General features: G+C 73.8%; 17 protein-coding genes. 8 read left to right on the top strand and 9 right to left on the bottom strand.

Going from position 1 to position 21,239, the window contains the following annotated elements:
• Positions 1-48: 48 nt before the first annotated feature.
• On the bottom strand, positions 49-1,119 hold the full coding sequence (locus ABZS66_RS14870) for an acyltransferase (RefSeq protein WP_354757694.1): 1,071 nt from the start codon (positions 1,117-1,119) through the stop codon (positions 49-51).
• Positions 1,120-1,449: 330 nt separating this feature from the next.
• On the opposite strand from ABZS66_RS14870, the gene ABZS66_RS14865 reads away from it, so the two are divergent.
• Entirely contained in the window at positions 1,450-1,896 is a 447-nt protein-coding gene (locus tag ABZS66_RS14865) for a hypothetical protein (RefSeq protein ID WP_354757692.1), read from the top strand.
• Between the two features lie 33 nt (positions 1,897-1,929).
• On the opposite strand, the gene ABZS66_RS14860 is transcribed toward ABZS66_RS14865, so the two are convergent.
• On the bottom strand, positions 1,930-3,063 hold the full coding sequence (locus ABZS66_RS14860) for a cellulose binding domain-containing protein (RefSeq protein ID WP_354757690.1): 1,134 nt from the start codon (positions 3,061-3,063) through the stop codon (positions 1,930-1,932).
• A 293-nt stretch (positions 3,064-3,356) separates the two neighbouring features.
• Between ABZS66_RS14860 and ABZS66_RS14855 the strand changes: the two genes are divergently transcribed.
• The 4 genes from ABZS66_RS14855 to ABZS66_RS14840 are packed head-to-tail and all read left to right on the top strand — an operon-like array spanning position 3,357 to position 8,814.
• On the top strand, positions 3,357-4,340 hold the full coding sequence (locus tag ABZS66_RS14855; RefSeq protein ID WP_354757688.1) for a hypothetical protein: 984 nt from the start codon (positions 3,357-3,359) through the stop codon (positions 4,338-4,340).
• Positions 4,337-7,183 carry a hypothetical protein gene (locus tag ABZS66_RS14850; RefSeq protein ID WP_354757686.1) on the top strand — a complete coding sequence of 949 codons (2,847 nt, stop codon included), beginning with the start codon at positions 4,337-4,339 and terminating at the stop codon, positions 7,181-7,183. Before ABZS66_RS14855 ends, ABZS66_RS14850 begins: the two co-directional genes overlap by 4 nt.
• Complete coding sequence (locus ABZS66_RS14845) at positions 7,176-8,171, top strand: hypothetical protein (protein WP_354757684.1); 996 nt, start codon at positions 7,176-7,178, stop codon at positions 8,169-8,171. The genes ABZS66_RS14850 and ABZS66_RS14845 overlap by 8 nt, the downstream gene beginning before the upstream one ends.
• Positions 8,155-8,814, top strand: coding sequence for a pentapeptide repeat-containing protein (locus ABZS66_RS14840; RefSeq protein ID WP_354757682.1), 660 nt, complete (start codon positions 8,155-8,157; stop codon positions 8,812-8,814). The genes ABZS66_RS14845 and ABZS66_RS14840 overlap by 17 nt, the downstream gene beginning before the upstream one ends.
• On the opposite strand, the gene ABZS66_RS14835 is transcribed toward ABZS66_RS14840, so the two are convergent.
• Positions 8,801-9,604: a DUF72 domain-containing protein gene (locus ABZS66_RS14835; RefSeq protein ID WP_354757680.1), complete on the bottom strand. Its 804-nt coding sequence runs from the start codon at positions 9,602-9,604 to the stop codon at positions 8,801-8,803. The two genes, ABZS66_RS14840 and ABZS66_RS14835, sit on opposite strands and share 14 nt — an antisense overlap.
• A 9-nt stretch (positions 9,605-9,613) precedes the next feature.
• On the bottom strand, positions 9,614-10,459 hold the full coding sequence (locus ABZS66_RS14830) for a LysR family transcriptional regulator (protein WP_354757678.1): 846 nt from the start codon (positions 10,457-10,459) through the stop codon (positions 9,614-9,616).
• A gap of 68 nt (positions 10,460-10,527) precedes the next feature.
• On the opposite strand from ABZS66_RS14830, the gene ABZS66_RS14825 reads away from it, so the two are divergent.
• Complete coding sequence (locus ABZS66_RS14825) at positions 10,528-11,394, top strand: EamA family transporter (RefSeq protein ID WP_354757676.1); 867 nt, start codon at positions 10,528-10,530, stop codon at positions 11,392-11,394.
• A gap of 3 nt (positions 11,395-11,397) precedes the next feature.
• On the opposite strand, the gene ABZS66_RS14820 is transcribed toward ABZS66_RS14825, so the two are convergent.
• The 3 genes from ABZS66_RS14820 to ABZS66_RS14810 form a co-directional block, all read right to left on the bottom strand.
• Positions 11,398-13,839: an FtsX-like permease family protein gene (locus tag ABZS66_RS14820; protein WP_354757674.1), complete on the bottom strand. Its 2,442-nt coding sequence runs from the start codon at positions 13,837-13,839 to the stop codon at positions 11,398-11,400.
• Positions 13,833-14,582: an ABC transporter ATP-binding protein gene (locus ABZS66_RS14815; protein ID WP_354757672.1), complete on the bottom strand. Its 750-nt coding sequence runs from the start codon at positions 14,580-14,582 to the stop codon at positions 13,833-13,835. Before ABZS66_RS14815 ends, ABZS66_RS14820 begins: the two co-directional genes overlap by 7 nt.
• Positions 14,583-14,724: 142 nt before the next feature.
• A complete protein-coding gene (locus ABZS66_RS14810; RefSeq protein WP_354757670.1) occupies positions 14,725-15,561 on the bottom strand; it encodes a hypothetical protein in 837 nt (278 codons plus the stop codon).
• Between the two features lie 86 nt (positions 15,562-15,647).
• Between ABZS66_RS14810 and ABZS66_RS14805 the strand changes: the two genes are divergently transcribed.
• The gene (locus tag ABZS66_RS14805; protein WP_354757668.1) at positions 15,648-16,277 is read left to right on the top strand and encodes a DNA starvation/stationary phase protection protein; all 630 of its coding nucleotides are present in this window, start codon (positions 15,648-15,650) and stop codon (positions 16,275-16,277) included.
• Positions 16,278-16,299: 22 nt separating this feature from the next.
• Positions 16,300-18,777 (top strand): Hsp70 family protein, encoded by a 2,478-nt coding sequence (locus ABZS66_RS14800; RefSeq protein WP_354757666.1) that lies wholly within the window; start codon positions 16,300-16,302, stop codon positions 18,775-18,777.
• Between the two features lie 23 nt (positions 18,778-18,800).
• Here the strand turns inward: ABZS66_RS14800 and fabG are convergent, their stop codons facing one another.
• Both fabG and ABZS66_RS14790 read right to left on the bottom strand, forming a co-directional pair.
• Entirely contained in the window at positions 18,801-19,532 is a 732-nt protein-coding gene (gene fabG, locus ABZS66_RS14795) for a 3-oxoacyl-ACP reductase FabG (RefSeq protein ID WP_354757665.1), read from the bottom strand.
• 5 nt (positions 19,533-19,537) lie between these two features.
• Positions 19,538-20,704, bottom strand: coding sequence for a thiolase family protein (locus tag ABZS66_RS14790; protein ID WP_354757663.1), 1,167 nt, complete (start codon positions 20,702-20,704; stop codon positions 19,538-19,540).
• Between the last annotated feature and the right edge of the window lie 535 nt (positions 20,705-21,239).

Raw genomic sequence — 21,239 nt, 5'->3', positions numbered from 1 at the left:
CTGCCGATCAGCTTCGAGCCACTCGACGACAGCGTGTGATGGTACGTGCTACCTGGCCCGAGCCCGGCGCAGCCCGGTCTCGAGCAGCAGGCAGGCGACGACCACCAGGGTCGTCAGGACGGCCGGCTCGACGATCGCGACCAGCAACTGCCACCGTTCGTCCATAGTCGACAGTGGGTCGTAGAGCAACCGGTCCAGCATGGCGAGGATCGGCATGTGGATGACATAGATCGGCAGGGTGCGCCGGCCGAGCGCGGCCAGCCCGTTGCCCAGCGCCGACCAGCGCACGACCTGCCCGGCGGCGGTCACCCCGAACACCACCGCGACGATGCAGACCAGCGGCCAGACGAGCGGCCACTTCTCCGACGCGGTGACCCGCACGGCGAGCAGGACGGCGGCGAAGGCGGCTCCGGTCAGGGCGAGGCGGCGCAGGCTGGAGCCGCTCGCGAGCCGTTCGACGAGCGGCCGGAAGTACAGCCCGGCGAGGAAGAAGAACAGGTCCTCGTACAGCGCGCCGCGGTTGCCCGGGGCCGCGATGAGGTCGGCGGCCGTGGCGGCGGAGAGCGCGAACGCGCCGCCGAGCACCACCGCGGGGGGCACCCGGCGGACCAGCTTGGCGATCGTGAAGTAGAGCGCGAGTGCGTAGAGGTACCAGAGGTTCGGCGGGCTGATCGTGATTTGTTCGAGCAGTTCGAGCGGGCTGCGGACGCGGGTGGTGTTGAAGTCGGGGGTGAGCGCGAGCACCGCGCTCTGGATGAGCACCCACAGGACGAACAGATAGTAGAAGCGGGCCACCTTCGACCGCCCTACGACCGACCACGGCCGGTTGACCGCGTTCACCGCGAAGAGGCCGGAGATCGTGAAGAACAGCGGCATCCGCAGCGGGACCAACTGCTCGACGAACGTCTCCCACATGTCCGGGACCGGTAGCGAGATGTGCCAGGTGATCTCGATGTAGTGCTTCTTGACGATGTGCCAGAGCACGACCATCAGGATGCAGGCGCCCCTCGCCGCGTCGGCCCAGATCTCGCGCCGCGCGCGGGCGGAGTCTCCACCGGCCGCGTCCGGCCCGGTGCCGGCCGGCGCGCCGCCCCCGCTGTGCGGTGCAGAAGTGGTCATCGCCCGGCCCGTACCTCTCTGGAGGAGTGCTCCCACCCACGACGGCCGGGCACGCCGGCTGATCAATGCTAATTTCCCGCGCCGTTGTGGCTCCGACCGCCCGCGAGGACCGCTCGTACCCGGCAGTGGGCGCCCGCTGGGGTTGCGCACACGATCATCGCTTTGAAGCTTCCTGCCTGGTTCCTGGCGGCTGGTTGGACGGCCGATCGGGCTCCCCTGGGTGTGGGCCAGGGTGCACCAGGCGGTCGACCAGGATCGTCCACGGGTTCGCCGCGGGGGTCATTGCGCGCAGGCTGTGAGCACGGACCTCAACACACCACGGAGCCTGCGATGTCCACGATCCACCTGCACGCCACGACCACCTCGACGCCCGAGCAGTTCGTCGCCGGGCTCACCGACTTCGGGCCGGGCCGCTCGAAGCTCTTCGGCAACAGCGCCGACGAGTACCTCCAGGTGCACGACCAGGGTCCTACCCACGCCGACGTCACGGAGGGGTCGGGCGGCATCTGGGAGCGGCTGCGGTACGACTGGTCGGACACCGGCCGGGTCGTCATGCGGACGACCGACTCGAACATCTGGGGCGGCGCCTCCGGGCACACCTACACGTTCACGCGCCGGCCCGACGGGCGGACCGACATCGACGCCGTCGTCGTGCGGCAGGGCAAGAACTTCAAGGGCCGCGTGGTCGGGGCGCTGCTCGGCAGCGTCGGCAAGGGTGTGCTGGCCAAGGCGTTCGCCAACACGGTCAGGGCCATCGAGGTCCGCAACGGCCGATGAGGGCCGCTCGCGGGAGAGCGGCCCTCAGCCGGGTCAGGACAGCCGGCAGGTCACGCCGGGTGTCGCGTTGGTGGTGTTGTTCCAGGAGGCCAGGAAGCCGAACGAGGTGGAGGCGGCCGGGGCCAGGGTGCCGTTGTACGTCACGTTGCGGGCCGTCACGGTTGCCGACGACTGGGTCAGCGTGGTGTTCCACGCCTGGCTCACCTGCTGGCCGTTGGCGAAGGTGAAGGTCGTCGTCCAGGCCGTCGAGGTGGTGGCCGAAGTGTTCGTCACCGTCACCTCGCCCTGGAACGCGCCGCCCCACTGGGAGATGACCCGATAGGTCGCGGCGCACTGCGAACCGCCGGACGACGCCGACGGGGAAGCGGACGCGGAGCGGGACGCCGAGGGGGACGCGGACGCGGAGCGGGACGGCGAAGCGGACGCCGACGGGGTCACCCCGCCCAGGACCCGGGTGAGGGCCGGGTACCAGGCGTTGGCCATCTTCTGGAAGCCGGCGTCGTTCGGGTGGACCCCGTCGACGGTGTCGGCGACCGCGTCGAAGCCCGTCCACAGGTCCGCGACGGTGATCGGCGACTGGGCCGTGGTGAGGCCGGCCGCCCAGCCGGGGATGGCGTTGTTCAGCGCGACCACGTCGGCCGGGCAGGTGGCGCAGGCCGACTGGCTCATCGGGATGATCTGGGCCACGATGATCCTGACGGCCGGGTTGTCGGCGCGCATCTGCCCGACCAGCTTCGTGAACGCCGCCAGCTTGGTGGCCAGCGGGATGTAGCCGCCCCACATGTCGTTCGTGCCCAGGTGCATGAGGACGACGTCGGGGCGGGCCGCGGTCAGCCACGGCGGCAGCTGGTTGTTGTCGGCGATGCCGGTCGCGGAGTAGCCGCCGTGGCCCTCGTGGTCGAAGTCGTAGGCGTAGCCGGGGTTGCAGCCGCCGCCGTCGGAGACTCCGCCGACGAAGTCGATGTTCGTGTAGCCGCTGGTCTGCAGCCGGTGCCAGACCTTGGCGCGCCAGCAGCCGGGGCCGGCGGTGATGGAGTCGCCGAGCGGCATGATGCGCACGGGCGCCGCCGCGGCCGAACCGGCGGGGCCGGCGGGCTGGACGAGGACGAAGGCGACCGCAGCCACCAGGGCGGCGATCAGGGCAGGAAGGAACGTTCTGCGAAGCACGGGGAGCTCCTCATGAAGACAGACGGGCACGGTCGGCCGGGCTCCCACGGCATCGCGATGCGTCGATGCTACCCGACCTCTCCGGCGACACCAGTGGGGCCGAGCGTCCGCCCGGGGCGTTCCACAACCGGAATAGCGCGCGAGGCGGACGAGTCCCGGCCGCCCTACGGGTGGGCGGGCCCGACGATCGGTGCGAATGCCCGCGGCGACCTTGTGACCGCTAACCGGCGCTCCATAGATTGACGCTCGGCTCCGGGCCCACGGAGCGTCATGGTGAGCGCACCGGGAGTCCAATGTCCATGCAGAACTGGGGCGGCGGCGCCGACCCCTGGCAGCAGGTGCTGCAGGACGTGCAGTCGTCCTACCGGGGCGCCCGGGTCACCTACCGGGAGCCCGACGAGTTCGCCGACGACAGCGTCACCTGGAAGCAGATCCGGCCGCACGCCGTGCGCGCCGCCAACGTCGGCCTGGTGCTGTCGCTGGCCACGTTCGTCATCCTCTGCTGTACGTGTGGCGTGTTCTTCAACGCCGGCACGAACGCGGACTCGATCGAGGGCCTGACGCTCGCCAGCGGCGGCGCGATGATCACCATTCCCGTCGTGATCGGGCTGGCGTTCACGGCCTGGGTGGTCACGCTGTTCTTCCCGATCAAGGAGCCGATCGCCGAGTACGCGCTGGTGGTCGAGGGTAAGGCGGCCGCCGGCGCGACCGCGTACGGGTACATGCTCCAGTCGGCCGGGCAGCGGGCGCTGCCGTTCCGGATGGGGCCGGTGCGGGTCGCCGGGCAGTACCTGCTCACCCTCGGCGACACGCAGCTCCAGTCGCTGCTGAGCGTGCAGACCTACGGCACCGACCTGTACTTCGGCTGGACCATGTGGCGCTCCCGCTCCACGATCGTCCTGATCGGCCACACCCTGCGCGACGGCTTCCGCGCCATGGCCGGCGGCACGGCGTACCGGTCCGCGATCGCCGGCGGCCGCACCCGGGCGCTGCGCGAGATCACGCACAGCGTGACGCGGCTCGGGGTACAGACGGCGATCATGAATCTCGCGGCCACCCAGGAGACCAACCGGCTGGTCGAGATCACGCCCGAGGCGCCGATGCCGACCGGCCTCCCGCCGCTGGCGCCGCCCGGGATCGCCCCGACCATCGCGCCGATGCAGCAGCCCATGACCGGCGCCTGGCCCCAGGTGCAGCCGCCGACCGGCGCCCCGATGAGCGCGCCGCCGATGAGTGCCCCGCCGATGAGCGCCCCGCCGTACCCGCCGCAGCAGTGAGCGAACTGGTCCACCGGGGTCCCGCCGACCCGGTGCCCTACCTGGTGAGCGGGCCCGATCGGGTCTGGGCCTGGGTCGCGCTCCAGGTGACCGCGGCCGTCGACCTGTCCCGCCGCGCGGAGTACGCCCGCCTGGGCGTGGCCGAGCGGCTGGGGCGGGCGGTCGGCGAGCAGGCCGCCTACCTCGGGCAGTTCCTGTCGCTGCCCGAGTCGGCGTCCGTCGCGCTGCGCATGCTGCATCGCGAGCCGGGGCGGATCGAGGTGTACCTCCTGGGCCGGGTCGAGCAGCCGACCGCCGACCTGGCCCGGGTCGCGACCAGGTCGCTCGCGGCGGCGCTGGCGAACGTGCCCGACCACGTGCGGGTGGAGCCGCTGGACGACGCCGACCGCATCCGCGACGTGCTGTCGCCGTTCGTACCCGCGCCCGGCGGCCTCGCGCAGGTGCACAAGCGGGTCCGGCTGGCCCGGCCCGAGCGGATGGACGCCGGGGTGCCCGCCTACGTGGCCGTGGAGCCGTTCGGCCGGCAGCCGCACTCGTGGGAGGGGCTGCTGGAGGCGCTGCGGCAGTACCCGACCCCGGTGGCGGTCTCGATCGAGCTGACCGCCGGCCGCGTGCCGGCGGCGTTGCGCCGGATGCTGGAGACCGAGGCCACCCGGTACCGCCGACTCGCCCAACCGACGGATCAGGCCACCGAGGTCGGCGGGCACACCAGGCTCCCCGCCGACGGCGGCGCGCTGGTCATCGAGCCCTACTACCTCGACGCACTGCGCCGCTACGACGGGCCGGCCTTCCGCTTCACGGTGACGGTCGCCGCGCCCGAGCCGCTACCTGACGCGTTCGCCGGCCACGTCGCCGCGACGGTGAGCCCGGCGCCGCGCGCGCAGCCGGACCGCGACGACCCGCAGTCCGTCCTCAGCGGTCACCTGGTGGCCCGGCCCGGCAGCCCGGCCGCGCACGACGAACTGGCCCGGGCGTTCAGCACGCTCCAGCCGGTCGAGTGGGGCGGGGCCGAGCTCGACGCGGTCCTGCGGGCCGAGGCACCGCCCGGCCGGTCCACCCGCGACCCGCTGCGGCAGCTGCGGCTGCTGGTCGACCGGGACGAGGCGGCGAGCCTGTTCCGGCTGCCGCTGGCACTGGAGGGCCACGCGCCGGGGATCGCCGTGGTGGCGCCCCGCGACCCCGTGCGGGTCGTCGCCGCGCCCAAGGGCCCCGCGCTGCTGCTGGGCAACCAGCCCGGTGCGGGCGATGCGGGCGGCGCGGTGGGCTTCGCGGTTGCCGACCTTCCCCGGCATGGGTTCATCGTCGGTACCCCTGGATCCGGCAAGACGAACACCGCGCTGCACCTGTGCCGGCAGTTGCGCGGGCACGGCGTGCCGTTCGCGGTCATCGAGCCCGTGAACGCCCAGCTGAATGACTACCGCTGGCTGGCGACCCTGCCCGAGTTCGACGACCTGCTGGTGTTCACCGTCGGCGACGACGACGTGGCGCCGCTGCGGCTCAACCCGTTCCAGGTGCCCGACGGCGCGACCGTCAGCTCCCACGTCTCCAACCTGCTCGCCTGCTTCGAGGCGGCGTTCGGCCTGTGGGACCCGCTGCCGTTCCTGTACCGCCGGGCGCTCGTCGAGACGTACCGGCGCCGCGGTTTCCACGCCGCCCACCGCGCGGCACCGGCCGACGGCGAGCACTGGCCGGTGCTGCCCGAGTTCGCCGGCGTGCTGGCCGAGGTGGTCGAGCAGCTCGGCTACGCCGGGGAGACGCACGCCAACATCGACGCCGCCGCGCGGCTGCGGGCCGAGGCGCTCATCGAGGGCGCCTGCGGCACCACGCTCAACTGCCGCCGCTCGTACGACATCGGCACCCTCATGCGCCGGCCGGTCGTCTTCGAGCTCGCCGGCGTCGGCGACAACGCCAAGGAGCAGTCGCTCATCACGCTGCTGCTGGTCACCGCGATGCGCGGCTGGTACCGCCAGCACCGCCGCTCCGGCGACACCCCGCACGTGGTGCTGCTGGAGGAGGCGCACCGGGTGTTCCCGCGGGCGGCGGCCCGCACCGGCCAGGGCGACCAGAAGGAGGGCAACGCCCAGGCCCTCGCTGCCGAGCGGATCGCGCAGGGCCTGGCCGAGGACCGCAAGTACCGCCAGTCGTACCTCCTCATCGACCAGCAGGTCGGCAAGGTGGCCGAGGACGCGTACAAGATCACGAACCTGAAGATCATGCACCGGACGGCCGCGGAGGAGGATCGCGAGCTGCTGGGCCAGACGATGGCGATGCACGCCGACCAGGTGCGGGCCGCGGCGGCGCTGCGCCCGTTCGAGGCGATCGTGTCGCACAACGCGCTCGATCAGGCGGTACTGGTGGCAGTGCCGGACGTGCGGGCCGCGGACGCCGCCGAGCGGGGGCTGCCGGAGGCGCCGCTCGCCGACGACGCGGCGCTGCGGGACCGGTTCGCCGCCTGGCGGGCCGCCGAGCCCGGGGTGGAGGAGGCGCTCGCGCCGTTCGGGGAGTGCTTCGAGTGCCGGCACCGCTGCGCGTTCCGGCCGCGGGCCGAGGCGGTGCTCGGCGGCGCCCAGGGCGTCGTCGCGGCGGGCGAGCTGTTCGGGTCGGCGATGGGCTCGGAGGCCTGGTTCGCCGGGATGCCGGCCCGGCTGGCCTCGCTGGGCGGCGACCCGCCGCCGCCGCCGTCCGGCGTCGATCTCGACCGCTGGCAGCGGGACTACCGGGTCTGCGTCTTCGTGCACGCGTTCCGGGTGCGGTTCCCGCCGGCGGTGTGGACGGACAACGACCGCTCGTCGTCGGTGTACTGGGCTCGCGACGTCCGCAAGGCGGTAGACGGCCGTGAGTGACCAGGTCAAGGAGTCGGCGCCGACGGGCGGCGGCGGCGAGACGGGCGGCTCGGGCGGCGACACGGTACCGCCGCGAGGCGAGCAGGCAACCACCAGCAGCGCCCAACAGGATTCCAGCGCCCACCGTCAACAGGACTCCGGCGGTCAGCAACGGGCGGGCGGGCAGGAGGGCGGCGGGCAGGCGAAGGCTGGTCTTCAGGAGGCCGGTGCCCAGCAGGAGGGCGGCGGGCAGGAGGCGGGCGCATCGAAGGCGGGCCGCGACACCGTCCCGCACCGGGGCGACGCGCCAACGCAGCCGACCGCTGCGGGCACGGGCGACCAGGTCCAGGCGCCGGCAAACACCGGAACCGGCGATCAGCAGGCCACGACGGCTAATCCGGGCACGGGCGATCAGCAGGCCACGGCCGCCAACCCGGGCACCGGCGACCAGCAGCCGACAACCCCCAACACGGGCGACGGTGATCAGCAGTTGGCGGCCGCCAATGGCGATCAGCAGGCCTACAAGACGCCCGAGCGGGGCAGCCCGGAGTACGACTCCAGGGTCCAGGATCTGGCCAAGGACCCGGCCGACGGCGGCAAGGTCACCCCCGAGTCGACCCGGGAGGCCCAGGTCGGCCTCGAGATGGAGCGCAACGGCGCCCTGGCCGGCCCGATCGAGCGCGCTCAGCTCGACAACTCCGACCCCGCCTTCCAGAAGGACCAGGGCGACTTCGTCGACGCCAACGGCCAGCGCTGGGACGTGAAATCCCCGAACGAGTACTACCAGTCGGGCGACAAACAGGGCGAGCTCATGCCACCGGAGCAGCCGGGGCGGTACAACGGCGAGACGTTCGAACGGCAGGTCGACGGTGAGCTGGCCAAGGGCGAGCATGTCATCGTCGACACCAGGAACCTGACGGACGAGTCGGCGGCGGACGTCAACCAGCGGGTGGCCGCGCGCACGGATTGGAACGGAAAGGTGCTGGTCTACGATGATCGGGTTCGGTAGGACGGCGGCGGGCGTCGTTGCCTGGCCGGCCGACGCCGGGGCGCGGGCCGCCCTGGAGGCGTATCTGGCCGACGCCGACACCTCGTTCGGGGCCGCGGGTGCCGACCTGCGCGGCGCCGACCTGACCGGCCTCGACCTGGGCAGCGCCGACCTCCTGGGCGCCAACCTGTCCGGTGTCCGCCTGGTCCGCGCGAACCTCGACCGTGCCAAGCTGGTGGGCGCGGACCTCACCGCGGCCAACCTCTCCGGCGCCGAGCTGGTCCGGGCCGAGGCGACCGCGGCCCGAGCCCCGGCCGCCGCCTTTCGCGCCGCCCACCTCCTGGGCGCCGACCTGGTGGACGCGACCCTGACCGGTGCCGACCTGCGCGACGCGCTGCTCAACTCCGCGGTGTTCGCGGGCGCCGACCTGCGCGCCGCCGACCTGCGCGGCGCGTCGCTCCGGCACTGCGTGCTGGGCACCCCGACGGCCCCGGCCCGCCTGTCCGGCGCCCGGTTGGACGGCGCCGCCTTCGAGGAGGCGGTGGGCCACGTCGAGGGCCCGGTGACGGTCGGCGGCACCACGCTGGACGGCCCGTCCCTGGAAGCGTGGCTGACCGACCGCGGTGCCCGCATCACGGTCGTGCAGGGCCCTAGAAGAGCGTGAGCGGTTCCGGGTCGGGGAGTGGCTCCAGGTCCGGGACCAGCGCGCGCACCTCGGCGTGGAAGCGGCGGGCCAGCGTCGGCGCCTCGGCGTTGTCCGGGGTGTGGATGAAGACCGTCGGGGAGCGGCCCTCCCGGAGCCAGGCCGCGCACCGCGCCACCCACGGCCGCCAGCCGGAGACCGTGACGGCCGGGTCGTCGCGCCCGAGGTACCGGATGATCGGATGCTCCGTCAAAGCCTCGGAGCGCAGCGGGAGGCGGGGCTTCTTGGTCCAGGCGTCGCGCTCGGCGTCGCTCGTGGGCGGGGTCGTGAAGAACGCCGTCGTGTCGAACGGGACCCACTCGGCGCCCGCGGCGGTGAGCACCGACTCCAGCGGTGCGGGGCCGGTGAAGAAGGCCGGGTGGCGGACCTCCACCGCGTACCGGTACGCGGCTGGCAGGTTGTCCAGGAACGTGGCCAGCGCCCCGACGTCGGCCGGGCCGAAGGACGGCGGCAGCTGTACCCACAGCGCGTGCACCCGCGGGCCCAGCGGCTCGATCGCGGCGAGGAAGGCGCGCAGTTCGGGGCCCGCGAAGCGGCGCTCGTGGGTCACCGCCCGCGGCAGCTTCAGCACGAAGCGGAAGTCGGCCGGGGTCTGGTCCGCCCAGCCGGCCACGGTGTCGCGGGCGGGCGTGGCGTAGAACGTCGTGTTGCCCTCGACCGCGTTGCACCACTCCGCGTACGAGCGGAGCCGCTCCGCGGTCGACGGCCAGGCCTTGTGCGTCCACATCGCGCAGCCAACGTGAAGCCGCATGCCGCGACCCTACCGGTACGCCTCGCAGACCAGCCCCAGCAGGTCGGGCAGCCGCGGCGGCACGTCGTCACGCCACCACGCGAGCCAGACCGGGATCGGCGGGGCGTCGCGGACCGCCCGGAAGGCGACGCCCGGCCGGGGATTCTGGTTGGCCGTCGCCTCGGACGTGATGCCGACGGCCTGACCGGCGGCGATGAGCGTGAGCCACTCGTCGACGCCGGTCGTGGAGCGCACCTTCGCCGGGGCTGACCCGGGCGGCCACAGATCGAGGGTGGTCGTCCCGGTTCGGGCATCGATGGCCAGGGTGTACCGCGTGAGATCGTCGATCCGCACCGACCGCCGCCGCGCGAGCGGGCTGTCGGTCGACACGGCCGCGTAGCGGGACTCGACGCCGACGAGCGCGGTGTCGAACCGCGGGTCGTCCAGCGCCCGCCGGATGACGGCCACGTCGGCGGTGCCCTCGGCGAGCCCGGCCGTCGGCGTGTTGGTCTGGACGAAGACGAGCGGCGTGCGGGGATGCGTGGCCGACCACGCCTTCTGCACCCGCCGGGTGTGCTTGCCCAGCGCCGCCCACGCGTACCCGACGCGCAGCTCGCCGCGCGACTGCTCGACCACCCGCTCCAGGTGCGCCACCTCGTCGAGCACCCGGCGCGCGATCGGCAGCACCTGGGCGCCGGTGCCGGTCAGGCCCACGTGCCGGGTGTTGCGCTGGAGCAGCCGGGCCCCGAGCGCGGCCTCCAGCGCGGCGACCGTGCGCGACGCGGTGGCCTGCGAGACGCCGAGCCGCGCGGCGGCGTCGGTGAACGTCCCGGCGTCGACCACGGCCACGAACACGCGGAGCTGCCGCAGATCCATACGTGCAGCGTATAGCTGGCCCGACCGATGTATTTCCCGTATTGCCGGGCGCCGCCCACACTTCGGACATGGGAAGAGCCACCGCCGCCGGGCTGGCCACGATGGCCGCCAGCGCCGCCAGCAACCAGGTCGGCGCGGCCGTCGGCGCGCACGCCTTCGCGAGCATCGGCCCGGCCGGCGTCGTCGCGGTCCGGCAGTTCGTCGCGGCGGCCGTCCTGCTGCCGGTGGCCCGGCCCGACCCGCGCCGGTTCACCTGGGCCCAGTGGTGGCCGACGCTGCTGCTGGCGCTGGTGTTCGGCACGATGAACCTGAGCCTGTACACCGCCGTCGACCGGGTCGGCCTGGGCCTCGCCGTCACCCTGGAGTTCCTCGGCCCGCTGGCGGTCGCGCTGGCCGGCTCGCGGACCCGGACCGACCTGTTCTGCGCGGCCGCCGCCGGCGCCGGCGTCTACGTCCTCGTGCTGCCCGGCCCGGCCCGCGACTACACCGGGATCGGGCTGGGCCTGCTCGCCGCCGCCTGCTGGGCCGCCTACATCCTGCTCAACCGGCTGCTCGGCAAGCGGCTGCCCGGGCTGCAGGCGCCGGCCGCCGCGACCGCGGTGTCGGCGCTCGCGTACCTGCCGGTGGCTGCGGCCCTGATCGTCGCGGGCCGCCTGCACGGGCCGGGCCTGCTCTACGCGGTCGCTGCGGGCGTGCTGAGCTCGGTCGTCCCGTACGCCGCCGACCTGATCGCCCTGCGCCGGGTCCCCACCCAGTTCTTCGCCGTGATGATGAGCATCCACCCCGTCCTCGCCGCCCTGGCGGGCCTGGTGCTGCTGGGGGAGGTTCTGGCCGTCCACGAGTGGGCCGGCATCGCGATCGTCGTGAGCGCCAACGCGCTCGCCGTCGCGTCCCACCGGCGAACTCGCGAGCCGCGGCAGGAGGTGCCGCGCTAGGCACTACTCACGCGCGGCGGCCATCCGGGTGGCCGGTCGGCGCAGCGCCAGCCACGCCGGGCCGAGGCTAGCTGCCAGCGTGACGACCGCGCACACCAGCGCGATCCCCACGACCGGCCCCCATGGCACCACCGGCTCGACGGCCGCCACGAGGTCGCGGAGGCCGGCGAGCAGGCCCGCCATCATGGCGGCCGTCACGGCCCCGGCGAGCAGCACGCCGGTGCCGGCCACCAGTAGCGCCTCCAGCGCGATCATGGTCAGCGCCTGCCGGGGCGTCGTGCCGGTCAGGCGCAGCAGCGCCAGGTCGCGGACCCGGTCGGCGGTCGCCATCACGAGCGTGTTCGCGATCGAGATCGTCGTGTACAGCAGCGCCATCCCGAGCACCGCGATCAGCGCCGCGTCGTTCGTGCGCCGCTGCTCCGCGTCGAGCGCGGCGAAGAACTCGACGGCGGGCACCAGCCGGCCGCCGGCCGTGGTGGCCGGCGCGCCGGCCAGGTACACGGCGTCGGCCCCGGCCCGTGGGGCGTGGGCCGCGCGCAGGTCCCACGGCAGGAGCACGGTCTGGTCCAGGTCGAGCGACGGGGCCAGGATCGCGACCACGCGCAGGGTGACCCGGGCCGAGTCGTCGAGCCACAACTCGGCGGTCCCGCCGACCGTCCAGTGCATCGAGCGGGCCAGCCCCGCGCCGACGGCCAGGGTGCCGGTGCCGTGCAGGTCGCCGACCGCCCCGGCGACGGAAGGGAGGCGCATCACGCGCTCGACGCCTGGGCCGGCGTAGATCGCCGGGAACTCCTCGGCGTAGTCGTCCTGGGCGAGGTACACCACCGTGTGGGCGATCGGGACCGCCGCCTCGACACCGGGGGAGGCGGCCAGCTCGTCCACGGCCGTGGGGCCGAGGCCGGCCGTGCCGGTCGGGACCACGACCGAGCCGGCGGTCACCCGGGCGGCGCCCGCCTGCTCCTCGGCCCGCCAGAGGGTGGCCGTGGCCGCGAGGGTCGCGGCCGCGATGCCGACCGTCACCAGGATCGGGGCGACCGTCGAGGCGGTGCGGCGCACCGAGCGGCGGGCGTTGTCGCGGGCCAGCCCGCCCGCCACGCCGGGCAGGCACCGGCCGAGCAGGCCGGCCAGCGGCGGTGCGAGCACCGGGGCGAGCAGCGCGATGCCGGTGATCGCCAGCATGGCGTCGAGCAGGATCAGGGCGATCGCGTCGGCGGTCAGGCCGGGGATCGCGAGCAGCATGGCCGCGGCGCCGCCGAGGAAGGCCAGGCCGAACAGCCAGCGGACGACCGTCATTGCCCGCCGGTCGACCGACGCCTCGCGCAGCGCCTCGATCGGGCGGATGCGGCCCGCGCGGCGGGCGGCGACGGCCGCGCCGGCGAGCGCGACGAGCAGGCCGGCACCGAACGCGGCGAGCAGCGGCCACAGGATGAACCGGGCGGTGAACCGCTCCGGCGCGAAGCCCTCCCGGGCCAGCCAGCCCGCGAACGGCGGCGCGGCCAGCACGCCCAGGACGCAGCCGGTGACGCCGGCGAGCACGCCGACGATGAGCGCCTCGCCGAGCACCAGCCGGCGCACCTGGCGCGGGGTGGCGCTCGCCGCGCGCAGCAGGGCCAGCTCGCGGCGGCGCTGGGCGACGGCGAACGCGAACGTGCCCGACACCACGAACACCGACACGAAGCCGGCGACGCCCGCGGTCGTGCCGAGCAGCGCTGCGGCGACCGCCAGCAGGTCGGCGTCCGGGTCGTCCTCCGCCCCGGCCCGGTCGTCGCCGGTGAGCACCCGCGCCTGCGGGCCGGCCGCCACGCGCAGCAGGTCGACCCGGCCGCCCAGCCCGCGCACCGCGACCGCGTCGATCCGCCCGCCGGCGAGCTCCTCAGCCGTCGCGTCCGTGACGTAGACGGCCGACGGCCCGCTCACCACCCCCGCGACGGTCCACGTGCGCGGCCCGGCCGGGGTGAGCACGTCGACGCGGTCGCCGGGCCGGTGGCCGGTCGGGGCGGTGAGCACGACCTCGCCCGGGCCGCTCGGCTCGGTTCCGGTGATCATGGTGTACCGATGGAGCCCCGCACTCGCCCACGGATGCGCGACGGCGGGCACGCCGCCGGGCAGGTCGACCGGCACCGCCCGGTCCACGACCGCGGTCACGCCCGGGATCGCCGCGATCCGGGCGGCCGCCTCGGCCGGGACGGCCTGCGCGAACCGGGTGCCCGTCACCGCGTCGTACGCGACGCCGTCGCCTTCGTCGACGTGCAGCACGGCGGTGCGCGGGCCGGCAACGACCGCGTCGGCCCCCGCGTACCAGACCGGTGCGCGGTGCACGCCGGCCGTCGAGGCGATCGTCAGGCCGGTCGTGGCGAGCAGGCACACGCCCAGCGACAGCGCGATGAACACGCCCGCGAAGGAGGTCCACCGGGCCCGGATCGTCTGCGCGGCGATGCTCAGCACGGCACGGCCTCCAGGCTCGTCATCCGCGCCGCGACCGCCTGCGCGGTGGGCCGGGCGAGCTCGTCGGCGACCAGCCCGTCGGCGAGGAACACCACCCGGTCCGCGTACGAGGCGGCGAGCGGGTCGTGGGTCACCATCACGATCGTCTGGGCGTGCTCGCCGCGGGGCTCGTCGACCATGCCCCGCAGCAGCCCCAGCACATCCCGGCCGGTGCGTGAGTCGAGCGCCCCGGTCGGCTCGTCGGCGAACAGCACGGCCGGGGCGGTCACGATCGCCCGAGCGATGGCGACCCGCTGCTGCTGGCCGCCGGACAGCTCGGCCGGGCGGTGCCGGGCCCGGTCGGCGAGCCCGACGGCGGCGAGCACCTCGCGGACCCGGGCGCGCGGGGGCCGCCGACCGGCGAGGCGCAGCGGCAGGGCCACGTTCTGCTCGGCGGTCAGCGACGGCAGCAGGTTGAACGCCTGGAAGACGAACCCGATCCGGTCCCGGCGCAGCAGCGTCAACCTGGTCTCGGAGAGCGTCGCCAGGTCGGTGCCGGCGACCCGCACGGTGCCGCCGGTGGGCCGGTCGAGGCCCGCGGCGCACTGCAGGAGCGTGCTCTTGCCGGAGCCGGACGGCCCCATGACGGCGGTGAAGGTGCCGGCGGCGAACGCGAGCGACACGCCGCGCAGCGCCTCGACCGACCCCGCCTTCGACGAGTACCGCTTGCGGACCGCTTCGAGCGTGACGACGTCCTCGGCCATACGTCGATGGAACCGCGGACCGGGGGCCCGGCACACGCCCACTGACCGGTGTCTCCGGGGTGGGGCAGGCCCTACCGGCCCTACCGGCCCCGCCGGCGGCCGGCCCCGCATCCACCGGGGCCGGCCGGCGCGGTTCCCGGCGTCAACCGAGGTCGGCGCAGGACGACTCGTGGGGCAGGAGCGGGCGGAAGGCCACCGACCAGGAGGTGCCGCCCGAGGTCCACGGGGTGCGGGCGTTGGCCGCCTTCGCCGCGGCCAGGATCGCCGCGGTCTGGCCGGGCTCGGACGTCAGGCAGTGGACGTCGGGCAGGTCGCCGACCGTGGCGCCCGGGAGGGCCGGGCCCGGCCAGGCGACGGCGGGCGGGTCCTGGAGCACCGGGTCGCTCGTCGCGACGAACGGGCTGGACACCGCGGCCAGCACCGCCGGCTCGTAGGACTGCGGCCGGTCGGTCGTCTTCAGCGTGCCCGAGAGGTCGGTCAGCGCGTCGACCAGGCGCTGCATCTTCTCGCGGGCCGCCCGCTGGGCGTCGGTGAGCGTCTCGGTGCCGCCCGCGCCCAGGGCGTCGACCGTGGTGCGCTGGAGGCCGGCGGCGGTGCGGACGGTGAACTCGGTCGACGGGGCGTCGGCGACGGGCGGCATCCCGAAGTCCTGCTCCTGGCCGACGCCGGCGTCGAGGGCCAGGCCGGTCAGCTTCGCCACGCCGTCCGCGCCGATCTGCTGCACCTGCACGTTGGGCAGGGCCGGGCCGGGATAGATCGCCGGGACCGGGCCGGTCGTGATCGCGCGGCCGTCGCCGTACACCGTCAGCACCGGGATCTCGGTCACCACCGTCTGCGGCGGGACGAAGCCGCCGGTGACACGCACCTGCAGTACAACGTCATCGGCCGCGAAGGAGGTGGGCGGTGCGGAGGGGCCGGCCGGGTCGGCACAACCGGCGACCAGCAGAGCGGTGGCCAGCAGCAGGCGGGGCAGCTTCATGACGATGTGACGCGGCCGGCCGCCGCCGGGTTCCACGCCGGGCCTCGGCAGGATTGAAGCCGTCCGGATCGGGAAGTGCCGCCGCCATGCCAGCGAAAAAGCAGAAAGCCACCAGCCCCGCCGACACCGAGAGCCAGCCGTGGCTGCACCAGCAGAGCCGGGAGATCCAGCGGTTCGGCACGATCCGGCAGTTCCCGGTCGCGCTGTCCATGGATGCCCGCATGTACTCCTGCGAGCGGCTCAACCAGGTGCTCGCCGACACCCAGATCCTCTACGCGCTGTACAAGAAGCACCACTGGCTCATGCGCGGACCGACCTTCTACCAGCTCCACCTGCTGCTGGACAAGCACGCCGGCGAGCAGATCGAGCTTGTCGACTCGCTCGCCGAGCGGGTCCAGACGCTGGGCGGGATCGCCGTCGGCGACCCGCGGCACGTGGCCGAGCTGACCCGCGTGCCCCGGCCGCCGGATGGGGCGGAGGAGGTACCGGCGATGCTCTCGCGGCTGCTGGAGGCGCACGAGATTGTGCTGACCGAGGCGCACGACGCCGCCGCCCGGGCCGCCGAGATGGGTGACGACGGCACCAACGACCTGCTGGTGTCCGACATCATCCGAACCGGCGAGCTCCAGGCCTGGTTCCTGGCCGAGCACCTGGTCGAAACGCCGCTTGTGCGCACCAACGAGCCCGTGAAGGCCGGGGCCAACGGCAGGCGTTGATTGAAGGCGCTACCGTGTCGGCGTGACGAGGCATAACGAGTCGCAGCTGGGCGTCGACCTGGGCACCACGCACACGGTCGCCGCATTGACCGCCGCCGACGGTCGCAGCCAGCCGCTGCTGTTCGACGCCAGCTTCCTGCTGCCGTCGTCGGTGTACGCCGAGGTCGACGGGCATCTGCTGGTCGGCAAGGACGCCGAGCGCAGCGCCCGGCTCGATCCCAGTCGCTACGAGCCCAACCCGAAGCGTCGGATCGACGACGGCACGGTGCTGCTCGGCAGCCGGGAGTACGCGGTCTCCGACCTGCTCGCGGCGCTGCTGCGGCGCACGGCCGACGAGGCGTCGCGGGTGCTCGGGATCATGCCGGTGCGCACGGTGCTCACCTACCCGGCGAACTGGGCGACCCATCGCCGGTCGGTGCTGGCCGACGCGGCGTCCCGGGCCGGCATGCCGTCGCCGATCCTGGTGCCGGAGCCGATCGCGGCCGCCGCGTACTTCACCACCGTGCTCGGGCGCAGCATCGCCCCCGGCGGTCACCTCGTCGTCTACGACTTCGGCGGCGGCACGTTCGACACGACCGTGCTGCGCCGCCGGCCCGACGGCGGCTGGGACGTGCTGGCCAGCGACGGCCTGCCCGACGTCGGCGGCGTCGACCTCGACGCGGCGATCGTCGGCCACGTCGGGCAGTCGCTGACGCTCACCGACGGCGACAAGTGGCGGCAGCTCATGGAGCCGGGCGACGAGGTCGGGCGGCGGCGCAGTCTGCTGCTGCGCGAGGACGTGCGGCAGGCCAAGGAGCAGCTGTCGCGCACCTCGTCGGCCGGCATCCACGTGCCGGTCTTCGACATCGACGTGCACCTCACGCGGTCGGAGTTCGAGCAGCTCTCCCGGTCGTACCTGGAGCGGACCGTCGACCTCACCGTCGGCACCCTCCAGCGGGCCGGCGTGCGGCCGGACCAGATCGGCGGGCTGTTCCTGGTCGGCGGCTCCAGCCGGATCCCGATGGTCAGCACGCTGCTGCACCAGCGGCTCGGGATCGCCCCGACGCTGATCGAGCAGCCGGAGCTGGTGGTGGCGCTGGGCAGCGTCCTGGCCGCCATGCCGCCCCGCCCGCCGTTCCCGCCCGGCCCGCCGGCGCCCATGCTGCCGCGGCCGCCGGGCTTCGGCGCCCCGATCGTCGCGCCCGTCTCCGGGATGGCGCCGCCGGTGCCCGTCTCGGGCGTGGGCGGACCGGTCTCCGGGCCGCCGGCGCCGATCTCCGCGCCGATCGGCGGCCCGCTGCCCGTCTCGCCGGCCGCCGGTCCGTCGTCGGCCCCGCCGGTGTCGGCGCCGCCCGTTTCCGGCGGTGGCCCGGCCATGTTCCCGGCTCCCGCGACGGCCGCGTTCGGCGCGGCGCCGCCGGTCGGCCGGCCGCCGGTTGGCGGGCCGCCGCCCGGTACGGCCGCGTTCGGTGCGCCCGGTGCCCCGATGCCGCCGCCGGGGGTCGTGACCCCGCGGCCGACCGGCGGGGGGTCGGGCGGCAAGCTCGCCCTGGTGCTCGGCGCGGTCGTGGTGCTGGTGCTGCTGCTCGGCGTCGGCGGCGTGGCCGCCTGGCGCGCCGTGAGCAGCGACGACTCGGACAAGGCCGGCAACAACAGCGCCACCGGCAACCGCGGCAACACGGGTGGCGACACCGGTGGCACCGGGGGTACCGGGGCCGCCCCGACGAACACCAAGAACGCGCAGCCGGGCGCCGACAAGCAGACGGTCGACGTGAACAAGACGGTCTGGTACGGGCCGTACAAGCTGACCTTCGGCAAGGTGAACTACAACTTCGGCGACGAGGACCACAAGCTCTTCACCGACGTGCGGGTGGAGAATCTCGGCGAGAAGGACCAGACGCCCTACATCAACATCGTGCTCAGCGTCGGCGGCCAGCAGTTCGACGGCTCGTTCCGGGAGAACACCACGGTCGCCGCCGGCCAGAAGAGCGACTACACCGTCGACTTCTCGATCTACGACAAGCTCAAGGGCACCGTCGCGTCGGGCGAGCTGATCATCGGCGACGGCGACGAGGCCCAGGCGAAGATCCCGCTGTCGGGCACCGGCACCGTGGTCGCGTACGAGCCGGTGAACGTCCTCAAGGACAAGAAGGTCACCGTTCGCGACATCACTGTCACGTTCACGAGCTGCGACATCCGCGGTGGGTTCTTCGACTACAACGGCCAGGCGAAGAAGGGCTACCGAACGGTCACCTGCAAGGTCGACATCCAGTACACCGGCGGCAGCAGCCACTACGTCGGCAGCGACAACTTCCGGCTCGGCCAGCCCGACGGCACCGAGCTCGGCCCGACGGTCGCGCCGAACGAGGCGCTGTACTCCAGCAAGGTTGCGCCCGGCACCGATCTGGGCTTCCAGATCAAGCAGGACGCCCCCGGCACGTACAAGCTGCGCCTCGTCGACGTGCACGACAAGACCAGGACCCCGGCCGACGTGGCCGAGGTCGACCTGGTCATCAAGTAGGAGCGGGCTACCTAGCTGATTTGTTAGCGGGCGCCGCCGTTGACGTACAGGGTCTGGCCGGAGACGTAGGAGGCCTCGTCGCTGGCCAGGAACGCGATGACGGCGGCGACCTCCTCCGGCTGGCCGACCCGGCGCAGCGGCGTGCGCTCCGCGACCTGCGCCTGGTGGTCCTCCGGGGTGCTGTCGACCCGCTCGGCCGTGGCGGCGGTCATCGCGGTGGCGATGTAGCCGGGGGCGACCGCGTTGACGGTGATGTTGAACGGCCCCAGCTCGATCGCCAGCGTCGCGGTGAGCCCCTGCACGCCGGCCTTCGCCGCGGCGTAGTTGACCTGGCCGCGCGCCCCGAGCGCGGAGCGGCTGCTGAGGTTGACGATCCGCCCGTACCGCTGCTGCACCATGCTTTTCTGAGCCGCCTGCGTGCACAGGAACATGCTGGTCAGGTTGGTGTTGAGGACCGCGTTCCACTCGTCGAACGGCATCTTGAACAGCAGGTTGTCCCGGGTGATGCCGGCGTTGTTGACCAGCACGTCCACCGTGCCGATCTCGGCGAACACGGCGTCGACCTGGTCCTTGTCGGTCACGTCGCAGCCGAACGCGACGCCGTTCGGAAGCTCGTCGGCGACCTTCTGCGCCTTGGCCGCGTCGAGGTCGAGCACGACCACCGCGGCGCCCTGCGCGGCCAGCAGCCGCGCCGTGGCCGCCCCGATGCCCTGCGCGCCGCCGGTCACGACGGCCGTCCGGCCTGCGAATCGCATCTCGTTCACCTTTCCACCAGTACCGCAGAACCCTGACCGACACCGACACACATCGTCGCGAGCCCGCGCGTGTCCCCGGTGCGCCGCATGCGGTGCAGCAGCGTCGTGAGGATGCGGGCGCCGGAGCAGCCGAGCGGGTGCCCGATCGCGATCGCCCCGCCGGACGGGTTGACGATCGCGGGGTCGATGCCCAGCTGGTCGACCACGGCGAGCGCCTGCGCGGCGAACGCCTCGTTGAGCTCGGCCTGCTGGAGATCGCCGATCTTCCAGCCGACCCGGTCGAGCACCTTCTGCGTGGCGGGGACGGGCCCGATGCCCATGACGTCGGGGTGCACGCCCGCCGACGCCCCGGCCACGTACCGCCCGAGCGGCTCGAGATTGCTCCTCTTGAGCGCGTCCTCGCTCATCAGCACCAGCCCGGCGGCACCGTCGTTGAGCGGCGACGAGTTCCCGGCGGTCACCGTGCCGTCCGCCTTGAAGACGGTCTTGAGCTTCGCGAGCTTCTCCAGGCTGGTGTCCGCCCGGATCCCCTCGTCGCTGGTGACGCCGTCGATCTCGACGATCTCGCCGGCGAAGTGCCCGGCGTCCCGCGCGGCGGCCGCGTTCTGATGGCTGCGCAGCGCGAACTCGTCCTGCCGCTCCCGCCCGACCTTGTACCGCTGTGCCACCTCCTCGGCCGTCTCGCCCATGCTCAGCAGCCCGTGCAGCTCGCGCATCCGCGCGTTGACGAGCCGCCATCCGAGCCGGGTGTCGGCGATACTCATGGCGTTGGGAAGCCCGTCGTCGGGCCGCGGCAGCACGAACGGCGCCCGGCTCATCGACTCCGACCCACCCGCGACGACGATCTCGGCCTCGCCCGAGGCGATCGTCCGCGCGGCGACGGTGACGGCCTCCATGCCGGACGCGCAGAGCCGGTTGACGGTGGCGCCGGGCACCGACTCGGGTAGCCCCGCGAGCAGCACGGCCATGCGCGCGACGTTCCGGTTGTCCTCGCCGGCCTGGTTGGCCGCACCCCAGTACACCTCGTCGACCTGGCCGGGTTCGATGCCGGCGGTCGCGACAAGGTCCCGCACCACGGCGGCCGCGAGATCGTCGGGCCGCACGTGCGACAGCGCCCCGCGCAACTTCCCGATGGGGGTGCGCCGAGCGGCCACAAAGTACACGCTTCGCATGCCTAGAAACTAACACTGTTAGTTGGCCGGACGTCAGTGCACTTCCCCACGCCGACCCGGCGCTCGCTGCACCGCCGCCCGGTCGCGCCCGCCACCACATCGTCCTTGATGCATCAGATCTGATGCATCGTTCCTGATGCATCAAGAGCGATGGGCTGGAACGCGAGCGTCGGCGCGCGTGAGGCCCGAACGTGGCGGGCTCGCGGCCGGTGGCGCTGGCGGGGTCCGCTCGGCACTGGACTGCTCCGGCGCCCAGGCACGCGCCACCGCATCGCTCTTGATGCATCAGATCCGATGTATCAGATCTGATGCATCAAGAGTGATGTAGAGGTGTGTGAGCGTCGGTGCGCGTGTGACCCGAGGGTGACGGGCTGGCGGGTGGCGCGCTGGCGGGTGGCGGGGTCGACTCGGCGCCCGGCGTCCCTGCGGCCCGGGCGTCCCGGCGGCTCAGTGGCCCGATGTCCCGGCGTCCCAGCGGCCCGGCGCTCTTGCGGGCTCGCCACTGCATCGTTCTTGATGCATCAGATCTGATGCA

Source organism: Dactylosporangium sp. NPDC005572 (assembly GCF_040605515.1).
GTDB lineage: Bacteria > Actinomycetota > Actinomycetes > Mycobacteriales > Micromonosporaceae > Dactylosporangium.
The sequence above is the reverse complement of the archived record's forward strand: the minus strand, read 5'-3'. Positions and strand labels throughout refer to the sequence as shown.

Coding starts and splice junctions, on each gene's coding strand:
- ABZS66_RS14870 (WP_354757694.1), bottom strand. CDS start 1,119: ATGACCACTTCTGCACCGCACAGCGGGGGCGGCGCGCCGGCCGGCACC.
- ABZS66_RS14865 (WP_354757692.1), top strand. CDS start 1,450: ATGTCCACGATCCACCTGCACGCCACGACCACCTCGACGCCCGAGCAG.
- ABZS66_RS14855 (WP_354757688.1), top strand. CDS start 3,357: ATGTCCATGCAGAACTGGGGCGGCGGCGCCGACCCCTGGCAGCAGGTG.
- ABZS66_RS14840 (WP_354757682.1), top strand. CDS start 8,155: ATGATCGGGTTCGGTAGGACGGCGGCGGGCGTCGTTGCCTGGCCGGCC.
- ABZS66_RS14835 (WP_354757680.1), bottom strand. CDS start 9,604: ATGCGGCTTCACGTTGGCTGCGCGATGTGGACGCACAAGGCCTGGCCG.
- ABZS66_RS14830 (WP_354757678.1), bottom strand. CDS start 10,459: ATGGATCTGCGGCAGCTCCGCGTGTTCGTGGCCGTGGTCGACGCCGGG.
- ABZS66_RS14825 (WP_354757676.1), top strand. CDS start 10,528: ATGGGAAGAGCCACCGCCGCCGGGCTGGCCACGATGGCCGCCAGCGCC.
- ABZS66_RS14815 (WP_354757672.1), bottom strand. CDS start 14,582: ATGGCCGAGGACGTCGTCACGCTCGAAGCGGTCCGCAAGCGGTACTCG.
- ABZS66_RS14810 (WP_354757670.1), bottom strand. CDS start 15,561: ATGAAGCTGCCCCGCCTGCTGCTGGCCACCGCTCTGCTGGTCGCCGGT.
- ABZS66_RS14805 (WP_354757668.1), top strand. CDS start 15,648: ATGCCAGCGAAAAAGCAGAAAGCCACCAGCCCCGCCGACACCGAGAGC.
- fabG (WP_354757665.1), bottom strand. CDS start 19,532: ATGCGATTCGCAGGCCGGACGGCCGTCGTGACCGGCGGCGCGCAGGGC.
- ABZS66_RS14790 (WP_354757663.1), bottom strand. CDS start 20,704: ATGCGAAGCGTGTACTTTGTGGCCGCTCGGCGCACCCCCATCGGGAAG.